This window comes from Streptomyces sp. NA02950 (genome assembly GCF_013364155.1).
Lineage (GTDB): Bacteria > Actinomycetota > Actinomycetes > Streptomycetales > Streptomycetaceae > Streptomyces.
Window position 1 is genome coordinate 7,487,845 of sequence record NZ_CP054916.1, and the last position, 18,444, is coordinate 7,506,288.

Below are 18,444 nucleotides of genomic sequence, written 5' to 3' on the forward strand. Positions count from 1 at the left end.
TACGCTCATGGCCTCCCGATCCTCATCGCGGGCCCGGCTGCGCGCCGCCATTACGGCTATCGGCACGGCCGCTGTCGCCCTTGCCCTGCTGGCCGGCATGCCGTACGTGCTCTGGCAGGCAACTGGCATGCCGTGGCTCGACCAGTTCGGCTCTTGGCGGGACCTGGGCGGATGGGTCATGGAGCCCATCACTGACCCGGTCATCGTCGACCTGCTGGCCATGGTCGGCTGGGTGTGCTGGGCCGCCTTCGCCTGCTCCATCCTCAAAGAAGTCGCCTGGTACGCGGGCCATGTGCCGCAGCTGCTACGCGACCGCACGGCCCACACAGTCCACCTGGAAACCCTGTCGGCGCAGCGGACGCTGGCCGCGCTGTGTATCGGCACACTCGTCCTGGCCCTGGTCAGCCTGTGGCGGCCCTACGCCGCGAACGCTCACCCCCATGCTTCCTCAGGAGATCTTCGCGTTCATGTAGCTTCCACGGCTCCTGTCAACCCGGCGGTATCGTCGGAAACCAAGCGCCCTTCGACAAATGAAGCGAGGGCCGCTGAGAGCCGGGATGTGGAGTACACCGTGGCTGAAGGCGACACCCTGTGGGCCATCGCCGAGGTGCACCTGGGCGATGCGCTGAAATGGCCGCGCATCTACGGCCTGAACAAGACGCGCATCCAGACCGACGGCGGCCGACTGAGCGACCCGGATCGGCTCACGCCGGGCTGGCAACTCACCATCCCCGTCACCCCATCCGCCTCATCGCCACGGCCGCCTACTTCGCCAACGCCGCCTACCGCACCGGCGAAGCCTTCCGCTCCCTCCACATCAGCAGAAGACGCCCCCGCCCCGGCAACTCGCGGCATCAGCCCGCAGCGTGAGACAGAGAGCCGAGCCACCCCCGCCCATGCCACGAGTCATGAGCGGCCAGGGCCGGTCGCGATCAGCGTCGGGACGGCGAGCATCATCGGCATCACCAGTGCCGCCGGTATCCTTGCCGCACTGCGTTTCTTCCGCTTCTACCGGAACCGCTCCCGCCGCCGTGGCCTCGATGCACAGGCCCCACCCCTGAGCCCTGTGGTTGAGAGGGCTGTCATGGCGGCGGGCGAGGCTGCCTTGCCCCGTACTGCGCACACCGATCCGATGACGCTGATCACGCGCCGCACTCCGCCCGCACCACCCCAGCCCGCCTCCACCGTGACGATCGGGAGTGCCAACGCCGCCGAAGTCCCGCTGGCCACTCTTGCCCGGGTCGGCGGCTGCTGCTGGACTGGGCCCGGCGCTGAGGGGGCCGCCCGTGCGCTGCTGACCGGCATCCTCACCGCGGCCGAACGCCAACGACCTGGCACGCCCCAGGTGAGAGGCGTCCTCCCCCAAGAGCTAGCCGATCGTCTGCTACCAGGCATGCCACCGAACTTCAGCGCCTTGACCGTGACCGACGATCTCGAACACGCTATCCACTGCGCGGAAGAACACCTCATCGCCCACGCCCACCACCAACGAGACACTCAAGACACCGAAGACGAGCAGGCGACGACAAAGACCGGGGAGGAAGAGCGCCGCGCACCGGGCTCTCTCGTCCTTTTCGCCCAGCCGGATGCCGCGCACGCCGGACGCCTGACCGCTCTGGCCGACCGCACCAAGCATGGGACCCTCATCGTCCTCACCCTCGGCACCCTGCCCGGCGCCACAAGCTGGCACATTGCCCATGACGGCACCGCCACACAACAGACAGCAACCGGCGGACAACTCGATGACCTCCAGCTGTTCCACCTTGCCCCACATGCCGGCCGCGACGTCCTGGAAGTCCTGCTCACGGCGCATGACGAGCGACCCCGCCTGCGCATGGTCCCGGGCGCCCGAGCAGCCACGCCCTGCCCTGACAACCTGGAGCAGGGCACTGCCGAGGAGCCCAAAGACGAGCCACCGGCGGCCGGACCAGAACCCGCAGAGCCCGTAAAACCCGAGGAACCACAACAGACCAAGCCGGTCCACTTGAATGTCCTCGGCCCAGTAACGCTCTACGTACAGGGAAATCCCGAACCCGTCGGAGGAGGACTGCGCGACGAAGTACGCGAATTCCTCGCCCTCCTCGCAGCCCACCCCACTGGACTGATCGCCGACGACATCGCCCGAAGCCTGCGCCTCAGCGACGACCCCGACCACATCGCAAGAGAATTGAAAAACCTCCGCCGCGCTGTACGACGCGTGCTGCGCGCCGCCACCGGGCAGAGCCGGGCTGAATTCATCCAGCTGCACGGAGAACTACACAAACTCCACCCCAGCATGGTCGAAACCGATCTCGCCGCCTTTGCCCAAGCGCTCCACGAGGCAGCGACCACCACCCACACGCCCCAGCGACTGTCCGCACTGCGCCGGGCCGTCGAGCACTATCACGGCCCCTTCGCCCACGGCGGCGACTATCCCTGGAGCGACAGCGTCCGCGAGTCACTCGCGAGCAAAGCCGCCGACGCGGTCGCGGTCCTCGCCCACCACGCGGAACACACCGGCACCCGCCAGGATGCCGACGACGCACTCGCCCTGCTGGAAAGGGCCATCACCCTCACCCCCACCCACGAACTGCTCTACCAGCACGCCATCCGCCTGCACCAAGCCGCCGGACGACACGACACAGCGCGCCACACCTTCACCCTCCTCGAACGCAACCTCAAAGAACTCGGCCTCGAACCAGACCCCGCCACCCGCGCACTGCTCACCACTCGCACCCGCTCCGCCCACCACCTGGGATAACCAGCTCCCTCCCGCCAGGCGCCGGGACTCCTGACATCTCCACAGGTCACTGGTACTTGCCGTGTGGCTCGGCCAGCTCGGGTGGCGTACCCCCCGTCGATCCGGGGTTCGTTCCGGGGGCCGATTCGGGGCCCGGCCTTGGATGCGACACCCCAGGCACCGGATCGCCGCAGGTCACAGCTCCTGCGAGCCGGGAGCCAGCGAGGGCGACTGTATATCGGTACAGCAACGCACCCCGATCTACCTGACCGGCCGCCCCGGCCCCTCGGCCTCATGAACACAGGCCATTGCACTGTCCCTGGCCTCTGGCGTGTTGCCCCGTCACCAGCACTTTTCATTCCCTGCCGGCCGTCAGCCTGGGCCAGATCTGAGGCGCGGCGGCACCCAGGCGTCAGCCGAAGGTGCCGCCGTGCCGGTGCCGCCGTGCCGGTGCCGCCGTGCCGGTGCCGCCGTGCCGGTGCCGCCGTGCCGGTGCCGCCGTGCCGGTGCCGCCGTGCCGGTGCCGCCTGGGGAAGCGTCGTCCATCCCGACCTGCACGACGCATTGCGTCGCACGCCTGCATTTTGCCATTAACTAGCGTCGTGAATTCGCGAGAATTCCAGCAATTCCAAGCCTGAATTAATACCGAAGCGCCCCGCGAGTCGAGCTATATTAGTTGTGTTCCCGGGGAATCCCGGGAAGAAATTCCCGTTAATGGGGCCCGCCCGAATACGGATGACGGGTGGAGTGTGCCCGAAAGGTGGCGGGCAGCCGTGAAAGGAAAGGAGAGATGCGCAATGGGCGTGAATGCCGACATGCGCATTCTGCCTGGCCCCGAGGCCGGCCAGTCCGGCACCGCCACCTTTGACCGCCCGCCCCGTTTCCGCGCCCTGTGACGAACGAAAGGCCATGTGATGACCAGCACCGCCCAGCCGCCCACCCCGCCCACCCCGCCCACCCCGCCCACGACGCCTGCCACGCCTGGACCGAACTCATTGACAGGACCAGTGCCTTCGGCGGCCACGGCGAGCAGCAGGGCGCGCCCGGGTGAGTTGCGGGCCTGGATCGCGAAAATCCTGGCCACTAGCCCATCGGGTGCGCAGTTCAGTGTCACGGAACTGGCACACACGCTCGGGCATTCGGGCGGCGCGGTCGGTAACGCCTGCGAGACCCTGGTGGCCCGGGGCGAGGCGGAGAGGGTCGGCTCCAAACCCCGTATGTACCGGGCCACGGGCCTTACCGCCGGTGCTGTACAGCACACGGTGACCATGGCGCCCAGTCCAGGCGGTATGCCTCCGGCGCCACGACCGGCCACCCCGCCGCCGGGCGGGAAGCCCGACCCGGTCACCCGGCCCAACGGGCAGCGCTATCACCCCAGGGCACTGGCCAAACTGCCCGATGTCGAGGCGCTGCGGCGGCTGCGTGAGGCAAGCGTGCCGGTGTTGCTGTACGGACCACCGGGCACCGGGAAGACGTCGCTGATCGAGGCAGCCTTCCCAGATCTGATCACGGTTGCCGGGGACGGTGATACGACGGTCGGTGACCTGATCGGCGAGTACACCCAGGACGAGAACGGCGGCTACCAGTTCGTCTACGGCCCGCTGGTGACGGCGATGCAGGAGGGGCACGCCCTGTTGCTGGATGACGCGACGCTGATCTCCCCGAAGGTGCTGGCAGCGTTGTATCCGGCGATGGACGGGCGGCGTCAGATCCAGGTCAAGGCGCACAAAGGCGAGACGGTGACCGCCGCTGACGGGTTCTATGTGATCGCCGGTCACAACCCCGGAGTCCATGGCGCGGTCCTGACCGAGGCTCTGGCGAGCAGGTTTTCGGTGCAGGTCCAGGTGGGTTCCGACTACGACCTTGCCGCCGCCTTGAAGATCAACAGGACGGCGGTGCGGATCGCCCGTCACCTGGCCACCAGCCAGCAGGCGGGCGAGGTGGGATGGGCCCCGCAGCTACGGGAGTTGATCGCCTTCCAGAAGATCGCTGATGTCCTGGGCGCCGATGCTGCCTTCGCCAACCTGGTCGGCATCGCCCCCCTGGAAGACCGTGACACGGTCGCTGAAATCGTCACCAAGGCCCTGGGCAGGCCCGTCACCGCCCTGGCCCTCGGCCGCCAACTCTGATCCCATTCCTCGCCCCGCCGCCCTCGCCCCGCCGCTTCCGGCCACCAGCCGACCCCCAGGACACCTTAAGGAAGGGACCGATCAGCCATGCCCACGCAGACCCAGGCCCATGTACAGCACCAGCCACCCGCCTTGTCCGAGTCCGAATGGGCCCAGGCCCGTTGGGAGGACGACGGCGGACCACCCTTCGAGCCGAGCCCCGCACACCAGGCCAGGCAGTGGCTGCGGATCTCCGCCGCCCTGACACACCGGTTGCCGGAACTGGCGGGGCGCGAGGATGTGATCGTCACCTGTGAGCTGGGCACCCGGTCCGGCGCCCCAGCCGCCTTCTATCCCGCCACAGCCTCCCTGGAAATCGACACCGCGCTCTTCGCCCCTCTGAACCCGGTCACCATCAACCCGAGACGGGCCGGGGACGAGGAGCGCTATCCGGTGGCCTGGGGCGCGCTGGTGCACGAGGCCGCACACGCCGCCCACAGCCTCTGGACCACCCCACCCGAACTACGCGGCACAGCCTTCGACTCGGCAGCCGCACTCCTGGAAGAGGCGCGCGCTGAAGGCGCCCACCTTGCCTGCCGCGCCGCCGACCGCCGGTTCCTGAGAGCCTGTACCCACACCCTGATCCTGGCGGACATCAACGCCCAAACGCCCAGCGACCGGTGGCAGGCCGCCTTCGCCGCCGGTCTGGTCCTCGCCCGCCGCGACGCCGGAATCCTCGACCCCGACGAGACCGAACCCCTGGAACAGACCGTCACCGGCATTCTCGGCCCCGACCTCCTAAACACACTGACGGCCATCTGGACGGCCGCACACGCCACCGGTGACGACGACGGGCCCGGAATGCTCGAGCACGCACGCGCCTGGTGCCAGGCGCTGGGCACCGAACCCACCGGGCCGGAACCGGTAGGCGTCGGACGGCCAGGCGAGCTGGCCGAGGCGGTCGGGAAAGTCGTCGGACGGGTCCAGGCGAACGAGGCTGCTCAGGCCGCAGCCCAGGCCCAGGCCGCTGCCGCGCGAGCTGTCCGGGCCCGGGCGAAGGCTGCCGAGGCGGCCCGCGCACGGCAGGCCGCTCGAACAGCGGACCGCGTATTTGCACACCCGACGCGCCCGTTCACCCCAGGCAGACCGGGCAGAGGAGGCAGCAGTTCGCCGGTGACCGGCACGCGGCCACCGACCGGGGCCGAGAAGTCGGCCGCCGGACAGATGGCCAGGGCGCTGCGGACTGCCGCCTACCGGGAACGCATCACCACCGTGACCGCCTCGGCTGCCCCGCCCGGTCGCCTCAACATGCGCCAGGCCCTGGCCCGGGACGCTCAAAGGGCCGCAGGCGCTACCCCGACTGCCACACCCTGGGTGCGTACCGCACACCGGCCCAGCCCAACTCCACCACTGCGGGTCGGCATCGCCGTGGACGTATCCGGGTCGATGGGCGCCGCCGCCGATCCCATCTCCTCGGCCGCATGGATCCTCGCCAAGGCCACCGCACTGACCGACCCCGACTCGCGCACCGCGACCGTGGCCTACAACCGGTCCCTGACCGCCATCACCGCCCCCGGTCGCACCCCAACACAGGTCACCCAGTTCAAGGCAGGCGGTGTCGGCCACAGCCTCGCCGAAGCCATCGACGCCCTGTCCGCCGGGCTCGTCCTCACCCAACCAGGCGCGGGCCGCCTGCTGGTGATCGCCTCCGACGGCTACTACTCAACGGGTGAAGCCGCCCGGGCCAGCGTACGCGTCACCGCCCTGCACAAGGCCGGTTGCGCGGTGCTATGGCTCGCCTTCGCCCCCGACCCCTACCCGCTGCCCGGCGCCACCCTGTTGGAACTGACCGATCCGGCCCGCGCAACCGCCGCGATCGCCAAGGCCGCAACCGCAGCCCTCACCACCGCCCCATAACACCTCAACCTGCCGACCCGGCCCGCACCACAGCCACAACAGCAAACGCCCACAACTACCGCCCCCGGCCCAGCACCGGGCCGGGGCCCGGGGACCGCGAATCGGTCGCATATCCGAAACACGCGCCGCCGGACCCGCGGTGACCAGGGAAAGTGTCGTACGCCGGGCGATGCTCGACGCATTGCGTCGCACGCTCACCAATACGCCTTAGTTCCCGTCGCAAAGCCCCGCGAATTCTAGCAATTCAGGGCCCGAATTCAGGCTTGCTTGTCCCATGGGTCGAGCTATGGTGGTCGCATTCCCCGGAAATCCCGGGAAGTCAATTATCGAATTACTCCAGCGAATTCCGACCGTAGGACGGTTTTGCCTAAAAGGAGGTGCCGGATCTTGCAGTCGAATGCGAACTCGACGATCCAGCACCCTCGGGCACACGGGCTTCCCTGGCGGGATGCCAGGCGAGATGCGTTCAACCAGGCACTGACCGCGCCTGCCACGGCCCCAAGCCCCGCCCGGCGCCCGCGCGCCATGGCAAAGAACCACACCTCGTTTCTCTATTCCTCTAGGAAGGAGCCCGCATCATGAAACACTCCACCGCCGGTGCCCGCATTCCGCTGCACCCCAACCCCTGCTATCTGACCGCCAGCGACGGGCGCACCGACGCCGCCTTCGCCCCGCTTATCGGGCCCAAATGGCACAAGCGGCAAGACGAGTGGGGCAACTACCACGCCTTCGGCGATCACAGTCGCCTCCACATCGGGCTCATCCCGGAATACTGCGAACTGGCCGAACCCATCGGCCTGTGGCACATCGAAGCCCGCCCCCACCGCCACGCCCCCACGGTGTGGCGCGCGGCGATGAGCCATCACACCCCGCCCGAGATCATCGCCGCCCTCACCACCGCACTGGCCGCCGACGTCGACAGTGGCAGCGACCGCCCGCCCTACCTCCACAACACCGGCCACCCGGACACCGTCTGGCACCCCCTGACCGAGGCCGGATGGCGGTACAGCACCAGCGACTTCGGGGCCCGCGCCCTGGCACCGGATCTGCTCGCCGAAGTCACCCACACCCCGCCACGCCCGGGCCCCGCCTTGGACCAGGCCCGCGAGGAGGCGTGGCAGGTCGAGGTACGGACCAGCGATGGAGACGAGGCGCCGTGGTGGGCCGAATTCCACAACGCCACCCCGGCCCACCTGATCACCAGCTTCACCACGGCCCTGGCATCCCCGCAGCCGCTGCGGCGTATGGGGAACACCCTCCCGCCCCAGGCCCGCCACCTGATCAACGGCTCCTGAGCACCTCGCAGGCAGGGTGCCGCCCCGCACACCCCGGGCCGGGGCGGCACCCCGACCACCCACCCAGCCAACCCCCGAACAAACGGAGACGACCCTCGTGACACACCACCCCCGAAGCAGGCAGCCGTATCTGATCGTGCCCCGCTACCTCGCGGGCCCGGACCCCGAAGCCACGACCACCGCCGCACACGTCCTGCAAGCCGCCGGTTGGCGCACTGAGCACACACCCCACCACACCGACTACAGCGACCCCAGCGGCCTGTGCCAGGCACGCCACCTCGCCGATATCACCGACCCGAAGCGCCCCGAGCAGCCCCTGATGAACTGGGAGTTCACCGCCAGCCCGGTGCACGATGGGCCCGCGGCCTGGACGGCATGGTTCTGCCGGGACACCCCGCCGGAGATCATCGCTGCCTTCGCTGCCGCCCTCGCCGATGACACCCCCCTTCCCACCCCGGGCACGGGTCCGCACTACCTCCAGCCACCCACCTCCCCCGAACATGCGACGACCCCGCTGGCGGCAGCCGGATGGACGCGCGACCTCGGGAACGGCGAAACCGCCTGGTACGGCCCCCATCAGCAGGCAACCGTCGTCACCCCACGCTTCCCGCACACGAGCCACGGAGGCGCGGCGAGCTGGTTGTGCGCAGCCCGCCGCGCGACCGATCTGACCGTGCTGTGGCTCGTTCTCGCCTGCCCCCACACCCCAACCCACCTGGTCGCCGCCCTCTGCCGGGCCATCACCGATCCGACCCCGGTCCCACGACGCACCCTGCCCAACCCAGAGGCCGGGGCACTCACCATCACTCACCCGGCCTGACCGCCCACGGTCTCGCAGCGCCAACGCCTGCGCCCCCACCATGCCGCACTGCTCCCCGGCCGGTGCCGCCCCCAACAACCCCCGGGCGGCACAGGACGGGGCCCCGTATCGCCGCAGACAAGGAGTACATCGCGATGCAGCACAGCCAGCCCGAGACGCACCTTGGCACCCGCCCGGCCCGTCGCCTCAGTACCGGCAGGCCCCGTGAGGAACTGTCGGCCAGGCACCCGGTGCCGACCCCCTCCACCACCTCACCCCGGCGCACTGCGGCCACCTTGCTGAAGGACGGGCAGGGGTCATGATGTCCATCGCCGAATCCGCTCAGGAGGCCGCCGTATTCATCCGGCAGACAGCCGCCGCAAGCGCCTACGGCCCGTACCGGGGTGCCGACCTCGCTCGCACCGCCGTACGCCTGGCCAGTGCACTGGCCCTGACCTTGGACCGCATCACGGTTTCCCCGGACTGGCTGCGGCGCCGCACCACACCCGGCGAACCCCTCCTGGCCACCGCCATCTGCCGGGCCACCGGCACCCGCTACGAATTCCTGGCCCGCCAACCTCTCCACGAGGACGACGCCTTCGAACTCCTCGGCCCCTGCCCGATGTGCAAAGCCCGGGTGCCCCTGGCCGATATCCGTCACCTTGCCGACCTCGGCACCTTCTTGGCCACCGGCCCCGCACCCGTGGGCGGCGGACCCATCCCGCCCACCTACCCCACCACCTTCGCCAACGACGAAGCCCACACCCCCACCTGCTCCTACGGCGCGACCTCATAGCCCGCACCCACACCACCGGAAGGCAAACCACCCGCCATGAACAGCCCCGCCAGCCGCCTTCGCGGCACCGCGAAGACCTCCCCACCCCACATGAGCGCACCGTTCCCAAGCCCGGCCGGGCCGGGTGAAGCAGCCTTGCGCACCACCCTCGGCGACGACGGCTACATCGCCCTGCGCCGCCACCGCCAGGCCACCCACACCGCCCTCGGCACACTCGCCCAACTCCTGTGCGACACCGCCCGCGAAACCGACCGCCTCCACACCACACTCCGCCGCCACGCCACCAACGCCCGCGACCACCTCAACGACGCACTGACCGACCAGGGTCCACCCCACGCCGACGCGACCGCCATCCTCTACTCCAGCCGCGCCACCGAACTCCACGCAGCCCGCTACGCGCAACAGATGCACCAGCTCGACCTAGTCCTCGACGCCTACCGGACCGCCCTCCTGGCTGTCTGACCCTCAGCGACAGAACCCGGCAGCTCCAAGCCGACGGCACGGCAAAGCTCCGCACGCCTGCCCGTGACCCGCCACCCCTCATGGCCCTCATCCGGCGCGCCATGCAAAGCGCCTGGCAATTCCCCAAACAATTCCCCGAAAGGTAGAATCATGTCGACTCTCGGCCTGAAGGACCACCGCGTCCTCGTCCACCAGATCCTCGCCCGCAGCCACCGCCTGCTCCAGCGCGTCAGCACCAACACCCCCGCCCCCTTCGCTGACATCCTGCACACCGCAACAGAGAAGATCTGCAACCAGCACGCCAGCCACCTCTCACCCCACCACGCGGCGTGGCTCGAAGCAGAAGCCGCCTCACACATCGTCACAGCCGCCGGATGGCACACCACCGGCCTGACCGATCCTGCCCTCCCGCACCTCCTCACCCGCCTCGACCAACGCCCCCACCCCGCCCGGCTGCGCCTGCTGGAGACCGCCGCCTACCGCACCAACCCCGACCGCCCCACCGCCCCCGTCACGGCTTCCATGCCCCACCAGCGCACGGCAGACGGCGCACCGCGCCCCAGACGGGTAGGACCGTGCCCCTGCGCATGTAACAACGGCGGTTCCTGCGGCGGCTGCGGGCACGCCGGATGCGGTGGAGGCCGGTAGCGAAGTAGCGCAACCGCTCCTGCCGCGACCGATAGGACGTGTCAGTGTCTTTGTGTAAGTCCTTTGGGGGCTACGTAGTGTTGAGCCGGTCCTCGAAGAACAGTGAGAACTGGTTCAGCGCCTTCTTCCAGTGTGCCGCGACGTGGTTGATATCGCTGGCCTTGGGGGTGATCAGCTCGCGCACTGCGAGGTAGAGCACCTTCAGTGCGGCCTGCTCGGAGGGGAAATGGCCGCGGTTGCGGGTGGTCTTCCGCAGCCGGGCGTTGATCGACTCGATCAGGTTCGTCGAGTAGACGACCTTCCTTATCTCCGGTGGGAACGCCAGGTAGGGGGTGAACTCGCTCCAGGCGGCCTGCCAAATCCGCACGACTGCCGGATAGCGTTGGCCCAGTTCCGAGGCGGTGAACTCCTCCAGCGCCTGTTCGGCGGCCTGTTCGGTCGGCGCCGTGTAGATCGCTTTGAGCGCGGGGACGAGCTTGGGGTAGTCACGGCTGGAGGAGAGTCGCAGCGAGGCTCGGATCAGATGGATCACGCACGTTTGCACCGTGGTTCTGGGCCAGGTCGCGGTGACCGCCTCCGGGAGGCCTTTCAGGCCGTCGCAGGCGACGATGCACACGTCCTCCACGCCGCGGTTGCGCAGTTCGGTGAGCACGGTCATCCATGTCGTAGCGCCTTCGCCTCCGTCGCCGACCCATAGGCCCAGGACGTCTTTGCGGCCGTCCATGTCGACGCCGACGGCGAGGTAGACCGGCTTGGAGACCACTGATCCGGAGCGGATCTTGATCCATAGGGCGTCGATGTAGATGATCGGCCAGATCGCGTCCAGCGGCCGGTTCTGCCAGGTGGCCAGTTCGTCGGCGACAGCATCGGTGACCTTGCTGATCAGGTCCGGTGAAACCTCCACGTCGTACATGGCGGCCAAGTGGGAGCGGATGTCGCGCACGCTCATGCCGCGGGCGTACAGCGACAGGATCTGCTCGTTGAACCCGGCCAGCCGCCTGGCGTGCTTGGGTACCAGCCTCGGCGTGAAGGAGCCGTTGCGGTCTCGCGGAACGGCCACCGTGACCGCACCCGCATCGGTCAGCACGGTCTTCGGCGAGGTCCCATTGCGGCTGTTGCCCGACCCCCGGCCGGCCGGATCGTGTTTCTCATAGCCGAGGTGCTCGCTCATTTCGGCATCCAGAGCCCGCTCCAGAACCGCACGGGTGACCTCGGTCAAAAGCCCGCCCTCGCCCAGCAGGGCAGCTCCTGATGCGTCGGCGCGGTCCATCAGCCGCTCGACGACCTCGTTCACCAGCTTGTCCTCGACCGATGCGGCGGTCGGGGTGTCGTTGTCCGTCATGTTCTGTCCGTCCCGGCTGGCCAAGGCCCGAGGCCGGGCCTCGGCCAGCCTGTCACATCACGGACTTACACGATCTTTCAGACACGCTCCCGCCGAGCCGGGGCCAGGCTGGCTCGCCACTGGCTCCCGGGTGGCGCGCCAGTGGCTCGGTAGTGGTACGCCGGTTGGCTTGTTCACGAGGACGCCAGCAGATGTTCAGGAGCCGCTGAGGGGGCCGCAGTAACCGAACTGCTCGCCGGTGGCGCAGTACTGACAGCTCCGATGGGACGGGGGCCCGGCGGGTGGCCGAGCCCCGGCTGTGAGCGGCGTGGAGGCCGTTTGCCGTTAGCCCTTAAGCCGCCAGAGGCCAGTCTCGCTGACCCCAGTCCAGGCGGTCGGCCAGTCCGGCGGCGGTGAAGGCAGCTTCCAGTTCGTCGCGGCCTTCGGTGAAATGAGCCCAGCTGTCGTAGTGGACGGGGACCACGCGGCGGGCGCCGAGGATCTGGGCCGCCTCGGCGGCCTGAGCGCTGTTGAGGACGAGCAGCTGGTTGTCGAAGAGGACAGGGAAGCGGGGGGCACCGGCGAAGAGGAGGGCGGTGTCGATGGGGGCGAACCGGTCGGCGATCTCCCGGACCGCGTCGAGGGAGGCGTTGTCGCCGCTGACATAGACGGTGGGCAGGTCCTCGCCAGTCAGCACGGAACGCGGTCTCGCCCCGATCGACGCCGGCATGCGGGAGATGTGCGCGACGCAACTGCGCTCGCTGCGCGAACAGATCCGGTCGCTGTTCGCCTCCCGAGCCGAAGGCCTGCCCGCCCTCCCCGCCGCGGTCAGGGCCATCAACGACGCGATGACCCGCGTCCCCACCGCCCCGCTGCTGCGGTGGGACGACAAGACCGGTCCCTACCGCGCCACCCCCCACCCCACCACCGCGATCGTGGACCACGCCCTGGCCACTCTCGCCGCCGATGCCGCGGACCTGCTCACGGGCCCTGACGCGGACCGCCTCACCGCCTGCGGCTCTCCCCCCTGCACCCGCTACCTGCTCCGCCACGGCCGCCGTCACTGGTGCTCCACCCGCTGCGGCGACCGCGCCCGCGCGGCCCGCGCCTACGCCCGCCGCACCACATCCCAATAGCTCAGCAGCCACCCAGCGCCAAATAAAACAACGTCCTGGCTCACCGCTGTTCAAGGGTGAAAGTCTGCTGCCCATCTCACGAACAAAGCCACGCCGGTCACAGCGCAACCGCTCCTGCCGCGACCGGTGTATCGGCATCCACCACTGACAACGGTGATGGCGCTCTTTGAAAGCGGCTCTGACCGCGGTTCTGGATGCTGTTGGCGATCTCTAGGTCGTGAGTCTTTGGCAGATTCGCTGGAAGTGGCTCGTCGGTCGAGGCGGGCGCGATGGTGCCGTGCCGGGTGGGAAGCACTCGCTGAGGCGGATGATGTTGGCTCCGGCGGCTGTCAGCACGTGCTGGACATGAGCCTTGGCCAAGCCTCGGTAGCGGCAGCGGCGGAGTCCATGAGCGTGGACAGTCTCGGAGACAGTGGCCTCGCAACCCGCGCGGATGGCATAGCGCCGACGCCACTGATCGGTTTTCTGTTCCTTCCGGACCTTCGTCTGGAGCTTCTGCTGGGGCTCTGGCAGAAGGAAAATGTGGCGTCCTTTGCCGTCGACGTTGCCGGTGCACTGAAGCCTGTCCTCGCACTCTCTACAGGCTTTACGGGGGAAGAGAACCGACAGCCGGGGGTGTCCATCGCCGAGAGTGGTTTTCCACGGTGGGCTGGTCACACCGCGCGGACAGGTCAGGGTGCGGGCCTGCCAGTCGATGCGGAAGTCCTCTTTGGCAAAACCCGGCCGTTGGCAGGCACGGGGATCGTCGCGGACCGGACCGAGCAGTCTGATGCCCCATCGCTGTTCGGTGCGGTGGATACTGTCCGGAGTGACGTAGCCGCCGTCAACGACGTGCTCTGTGGGCTGGAAGCCCTGCGCGGTCAGGCCCTGGTGGATGCGGTCGAGAGCATCGATGTCCTGTTCCGGCGCCGGCCGGGTGACGACCTGCACGATCACGTTCGGGCCGGGGCTGTCGCAGGTTTCGCTCTGGTGGTCGCGGTAGCCGATCCAGTCGCGCTGTCCGGCTGCTGTGACCTTCTGGCTGTAACGGGCCTCGGGATCATGCGGGGTAACGATCTCCATACTGGACCATGGCACTCGTGCCGAGGCGGGATCAGGCCGACCGTCGGCCTTGGTCTTGCCGGTGTTCCTCTGCTCGGTAGCCCGTCGGCTGGCCCGGTCGCGAGTGGACTTCGGTCCACGCCAGCGCAGCTGGCCATCGCCGTCGTACCAGTACTGCTGAACCCAGACCTGCCGCGCCGACCTTCAGGACGTAGGCGATCAGCGCGTCCCCACCGCGAGGCAGCCGGTCATAACGCACCGGCCGGCCATAGCGGTCTGCCCAGTCCTGGGTGACGAGCCGGGCCAGCCATTCCTCACCGTGCTCCGAGAGCTCCTCCAGCGCGGTCCGTAAGGTCTCGGCGACCAACTCTCCCCGGTTCAGGCGACGGACCGCAGCGAGCACATGGGTGGAGTCCGTCCGCACCCGGCCGCGGCGTTTGACCAGCCCAGCCGCCAGAAGATGCTCGACCATCACAGCCAGCAGGCGGTCGGCCCGGTCGCCCTGGGCCATCCGGTCCCTGAACTCACTGAGTACTGAGAAGTCGAACCCCGGATCGTCCAGCTCCAGGCCCAGGCAGTACTTCCAATCGAGACGGCACCGCACGGCCTCAGCGGCCTGTCGGTCGGTCAGACCCTCGGCGTACTGCAGCACGGACACCAACGCGAGCCGGGCCGGTGACAGCCCCTTTCTCCCGTCAGCCGGATACCAGTCCGCGAAGTCCTCATCGACGAACAGTTCATCCAGCCGGTCCCGCACCCACATCGCGGCCGTGCCTCGCGGATTGCTCGCCCGAGCCATCCGCACCGTCAACGGCGGAACCATCCGCCCCACACCCGAGCCCATCGCCATCGCGGCCCTCCGACCGCTCGATCCGCCCCGCTCAGACAAGAGCAGCACACCCGAACCAAGCAAGGACGGAAGACCACACAGCTTCACCCCACCGAGCGAAGATCACCAACAGCATCCGGAACTGCGGCCAGAGCCGATTTCAGAGATCCCCATCAACGGCGTCGGCATGGCCAGCCGGAGCATGGTCGACTGTGACTGAGCGTGAAAATTGTCACCTGGGCGCGGAATCTGTCACCTGCCCTACACGGGCCTGTGTCTACGCCCAGCTCGCTGCTGCCGAGCCCGCGAGCCTGACGATCACGGCACCCGCAACTCTGCTGCGGATTTCGCTGGGCGAGCGGGGTGAGCGTGTCGGGGGTCAGCAGCTGCGAGGGGACGTTGGGGTGTCAGGTCTCCCGGTGCTCGCTAGAACAGTGCCAGGCCCTCGCCGCTGGTGTCCGCGATGACTGGCCGGAACTGGGTGGGGAGGCCGTCCAAGCGGTCAGGACCGGCCGCGGCGGCCACGGCAGGTGCCGTCTCGGCCAGCCAGACACGAAACCGCTCGGCGGCTTCGCGGTAGGGGACTCGCGCCAGGACACGGTGCTCGCCGGAGGGGCAGAAGTCGACGGCGACAGTGAGCAGGCAGGAACGGGGCGCGTTCTGACTGCCCGCCCAGGACACGCGCAAGACACCGCAGGGCTTGCGCCCACGGGGGGCGCGGTGGGTCGGGCGCAGCGATCGGCAGGCTATGTGGGCGGTCCATGCGGCGAGGTGCGGCAGGGGCAGGGTGGTGCGTGCGCGGCAGCCGGGGCAGCGGTGCCAGTGGCGGAGCCAGTCGTCGGTGTCGGTGTGGAAGAGGCGTGTGTAGCGGTGCGCCACGCGGATGTCGTTGCTGTACAGGTGGTCGGGGCGTTCCTGTGTGTTGCAGGACTGGCAGACGGGGGCGCGGACGTAGCCGTGTTCGTGGCAGTGGTCGAGGACGGCTGCGGGCGCAGTGCGGCAGACGGCGCACGCCCACCCGGCCATCCTGCGGGAGGTACCGGGCTTCCTGCTGAGCACCGAGTACAGCTGGCCTTCCAGCTCTCCGTTGTACGGGCGCAGTGAGGCGGTGGGGCCCTCGGGGCTCGTCGTCTGCCGACCGTCGGAGGCTCGGGCCTGCCGGGGATGGGAGGTCGGCTGGGTGACGGCTGCGCTTGCCTGGCGGGTCCGCGCGGCTTGCACCCACTGCGTTTCGGTGTGCTCGGCCGCATCGAGCAGCCTGACCACAGCGCGCGGCAGCCACCACGTGCGCTGCGTCCCGTCGCGGGTCTGCTCCACGAGTATCTGTCGCCAGTCAATCCCCGCCAGATGGTACGGCCGGCCGACTTCACGTCGTGCTGCCCGCTCGGGGCCGCCCAGCTCGTGCAGTTCCCCCGTGATGCGCTGGCGCCAACGCAGCCGCGTTTCCTCGTTGCACTCCTGCCTCGGCGCCCCACGAAACGGGCCGATGCGGACCAGGTCCTGCCGATCCATCCCAACCGCGTTCAGTTCCGCGGCCGCCCGGCGCACCTCAACCTCCGGAACACTCCACTGACCGCCGCTCGCCCTCACCGTCGCCACCGCATGGCCGCCAAGCAGGACGTACCCCACCCGGGCACGGGCAGGAGAGCAGGTGAATGCCCCAGAAGCCGTCGGCACAGCACTGTCGGCCGTCAAATCGACCCACAGAGCGTCTGCGGCACCCAGGGTGATCAGGTCGTCCGTGCGACCGGGCATGATACGCTCTGACATGCCGACAGGCTAACGGCCTGCAACGCGGAAACGGCTCTCCAAGCGCCTCGGTTAGCCAGGCCGCCGCCCACGCCGCATCCCCCGCCCCGCAACTCCTTATTCCTGGGCATCTGGTTCGTCAGCACCTCCCGTGCCCGCAGCCTCACCACCAGAACGCCAAGAATGCGAACCGTGGCAGGCGGGTGCTTGGCTGCCATGGTCGCTCTGGCCATCATCGGTTCGCGGCTGGTGGAACCTGGAGCACTGTTCATCGCGCTGCCCGGTGAGCGCACCGACGGACACCACTTCGCCGAGGCCGCTGTAGCGGCGGGGCGAGGGTGGTGCTGGCCGCGCGACCGGTCGGGGTACAGTCGATCGTCGTTCCGGACGTGCAGGACGCACTGGGCGCACTGGCGCGCGCGGTGCTGGCACGCCTGAACTCGCCGATGGTGATCGCCCTGACCGGCTCGGCCGGGACGACCAGCACCAAGGACCTGCTGGCCCAGGTGCTGCAGACCATGGACATGACGGTGATGACCCGGTTGTCGTTCAACGGTGAGATCGGCATGCCGCTGACCGTCTTGCGGGCGGATGAGAACACCCGCCTGCTGGTGTTGGAGATGGGCGCGCGTGGCAAGGGACACATCGCGTATCTGACGGTCGTCCCGCCGAAGGTCGGCTTGGTGTTGAACGTCGGAACGGGGGCACGGCGGCGAGTTCGGTGGCGGGAAGGAGTCGATCGCCGCCGCGAAGGGCGAGCTCGTCGAGGCCCTGTCGGCCGGTGGCCTGGCGGTGCTGAATGCCGACGACCCGTACGTGATGTCGATGGCACCGCGCACGATCGCGCCGGTCCTCACGTTCGGCCGCGAAGCCGGGGAGGTCCGGGCCATCGGGGTCGAGCTGGACGTCGCGGGCAGGCCTTCGTTCACTCTGGCTCACCAGGGCGAGAAGGCTCGCCTGACGCTCGCGCTGCACGGCGCCCATCACGTCGCCAACGCGACCGCCGCCGCTGCCGTGGCGATCGGCCTCGGGGCGAGGGTGCGGCAGGCGGCCGAGGCGCTGAGCGGTGCGCAGCGGCTGACGCCGGGACGGATGGAAGTCGCCGAGCGTCCGGATGGGGTGACGGTGATCAACGATGCCTTCAACGCGAACCCCGACTCGATGGCGGTCGCCCTGGCTGCGCTGGCTGCCATGGCAGGCGGCGGACGCAGGACTGTTGCGGTTCTGGGCGAGATGCGGGAACTGGGTGCGGAATCCGCGGCCTATCACACAGAGCTGGGCCAGCTCGTTGCTCGGACCGGTGTCACGGACCTGATCGCGGTCGGCCAGGCGGAGGCCGCCCTCGTGTATGCGGCCGCTGTTGAGGGCGGCGTTACGACCGCACTGGTGCCAGACCGGGATGCCACCCTCGAATTGCTGCTTACCTATTTCCAGCTCGGAGACGTGGTGCTGGTCAAGGGAAGCCACGGCGTCGGCCTGGAGGACACCGCGATGCGGCTGACCAAGCCCGAGGCCACGGGAATCGCGGGCTGACCACACGGCCAGGCCATAGCCTCGAGGAGCCGCAGGGGACGCAATCGTTGGCCCGCCCAACACCACCAGTTCCAGCTCATCCTTCCGGGCG

Annotated in this window: 12 protein-coding genes and 3 pseudogenes; 10 read left to right on the forward strand and 5 right to left on the reverse strand. The window is 69.0% G+C overall.

Going from position 1 to position 18,444, the window contains the following annotated elements; genetic code table 11:
- The first annotated feature begins 7 nt into the window (after positions 1 to 7).
- The 8 genes from HUT19_RS32935 to HUT19_RS32970 all read left to right on the forward strand — a co-directional run bounded on the left by HUT19_RS32935 (position 8) and on the right by HUT19_RS32970 (position 10,744).
- Complete coding sequence (locus HUT19_RS32935; RefSeq protein WP_176183943.1) at positions 8 to 2,740, forward strand: BTAD domain-containing putative transcriptional regulator; 2,733 nt, start codon at positions 8 to 10, stop codon at positions 2,738 to 2,740.
- Between the two features lie 1,043 nt (positions 2,741 to 3,783).
- On the forward strand, positions 3,784 to 4,848 hold the full coding sequence (locus tag HUT19_RS32940; protein WP_176187586.1) for an AAA family ATPase: 1,065 nt from the start codon (positions 3,784 to 3,786) through the stop codon (positions 4,846 to 4,848).
- A gap of 87 nt (positions 4,849 to 4,935) precedes the next feature.
- Positions 4,936 to 6,744 (forward strand): VWA domain-containing protein, encoded by a 1,809-nt coding sequence (locus tag HUT19_RS32945; RefSeq protein ID WP_176183944.1) that lies wholly within the window; start codon positions 4,936 to 4,938, stop codon positions 6,742 to 6,744.
- Positions 6,745 to 7,322: 578 nt separating this feature from the next.
- Positions 7,323 to 8,039 (forward strand): DUF317 domain-containing protein, encoded by a 717-nt coding sequence (locus tag HUT19_RS32950; RefSeq protein ID WP_176183945.1) that lies wholly within the window; start codon positions 7,323 to 7,325, stop codon positions 8,037 to 8,039.
- A 97-nt stretch (positions 8,040 to 8,136) separates the two neighbouring features.
- On the forward strand, positions 8,137 to 8,859 hold the full coding sequence (locus HUT19_RS32955; RefSeq protein WP_176183946.1) for a DUF317 domain-containing protein: 723 nt from the start codon (positions 8,137 to 8,139) through the stop codon (positions 8,857 to 8,859).
- A gap of 298 nt (positions 8,860 to 9,157) precedes the next feature.
- Positions 9,158 to 9,634 carry a hypothetical protein gene (locus HUT19_RS32960; protein ID WP_176183947.1) on the forward strand — a complete coding sequence of 159 codons (477 nt, stop codon included), beginning with the start codon at positions 9,158 to 9,160 and terminating at the stop codon, positions 9,632 to 9,634.
- A 135-nt stretch (positions 9,635 to 9,769) separates the two neighbouring features.
- Positions 9,770 to 10,096 (forward strand): hypothetical protein, encoded by a 327-nt coding sequence (locus HUT19_RS32965; RefSeq protein WP_176183948.1) that lies wholly within the window; start codon positions 9,770 to 9,772, stop codon positions 10,094 to 10,096.
- Between the two features lie 150 nt (positions 10,097 to 10,246).
- Positions 10,247 to 10,744, forward strand: a complete 498-nt coding sequence (locus HUT19_RS32970) for a hypothetical protein (RefSeq protein ID WP_176183949.1) — start codon at positions 10,247 to 10,249, stop codon at positions 10,742 to 10,744.
- A gap of 70 nt (positions 10,745 to 10,814) precedes the next feature.
- Here the strand turns inward: HUT19_RS32970 and HUT19_RS32975 are convergent, their stop codons facing one another.
- Positions 10,815 to 12,086 (reverse strand): IS256 family transposase, encoded by a 1,272-nt coding sequence (locus HUT19_RS32975; RefSeq protein ID WP_176183950.1) that lies wholly within the window; start codon positions 12,084 to 12,086, stop codon positions 10,815 to 10,817.
- 331 nt (positions 12,087 to 12,417) lie between these two features.
- Positions 12,418 to 12,762, reverse strand: a pseudogene (locus tag HUT19_RS32980) (MBL fold metallo-hydrolase); the annotation flags it as partial.
- Positions 12,763 to 12,769: 7 nt separating this feature from the next.
- Between HUT19_RS32980 and HUT19_RS32985 the strand changes: the two are divergent.
- Positions 12,770 to 13,201 (forward strand): annotated as a pseudogene (locus tag HUT19_RS32985) (ABATE domain-containing protein); the annotation flags it as partial.
- 210 nt (positions 13,202 to 13,411) lie between these two features.
- Here HUT19_RS32985 and HUT19_RS42325 read toward each other — a convergent pair.
- The 3 genes from HUT19_RS42325 to HUT19_RS32995 form a co-directional block, all read right to left on the reverse strand.
- Positions 13,412 to 14,263 (reverse strand): transposase, encoded by an 852-nt coding sequence (locus tag HUT19_RS42325; protein WP_217712300.1) that lies wholly within the window; start codon positions 14,261 to 14,263, stop codon positions 13,412 to 13,414.
- Between the two features lie 31 nt (positions 14,264 to 14,294).
- On the reverse strand, positions 14,295 to 15,047 hold the full coding sequence (locus HUT19_RS42330; protein ID WP_254886260.1) for a transposase: 753 nt from the start codon (positions 15,045 to 15,047) through the stop codon (positions 14,295 to 14,297).
- Positions 15,048 to 15,497: 450 nt separating this feature from the next.
- Positions 15,498 to 16,841 (reverse strand): endonuclease domain-containing protein, encoded by a 1,344-nt coding sequence (locus HUT19_RS32995; protein ID WP_176183951.1) that lies wholly within the window; start codon positions 16,839 to 16,841, stop codon positions 15,498 to 15,500.
- A 219-nt stretch (positions 16,842 to 17,060) separates the two neighbouring features.
- On the opposite strand from HUT19_RS32995, the pseudogene murF reads away from it, so the two are divergent.
- Positions 17,061 to 18,353: pseudogene (gene murF / locus HUT19_RS33000) on the forward strand (UDP-N-acetylmuramoyl-tripeptide--D-alanyl-D-alanine ligase); the annotation flags it as partial.
- Between the last annotated feature and the right edge of the window lie 91 nt (positions 18,354 to 18,444).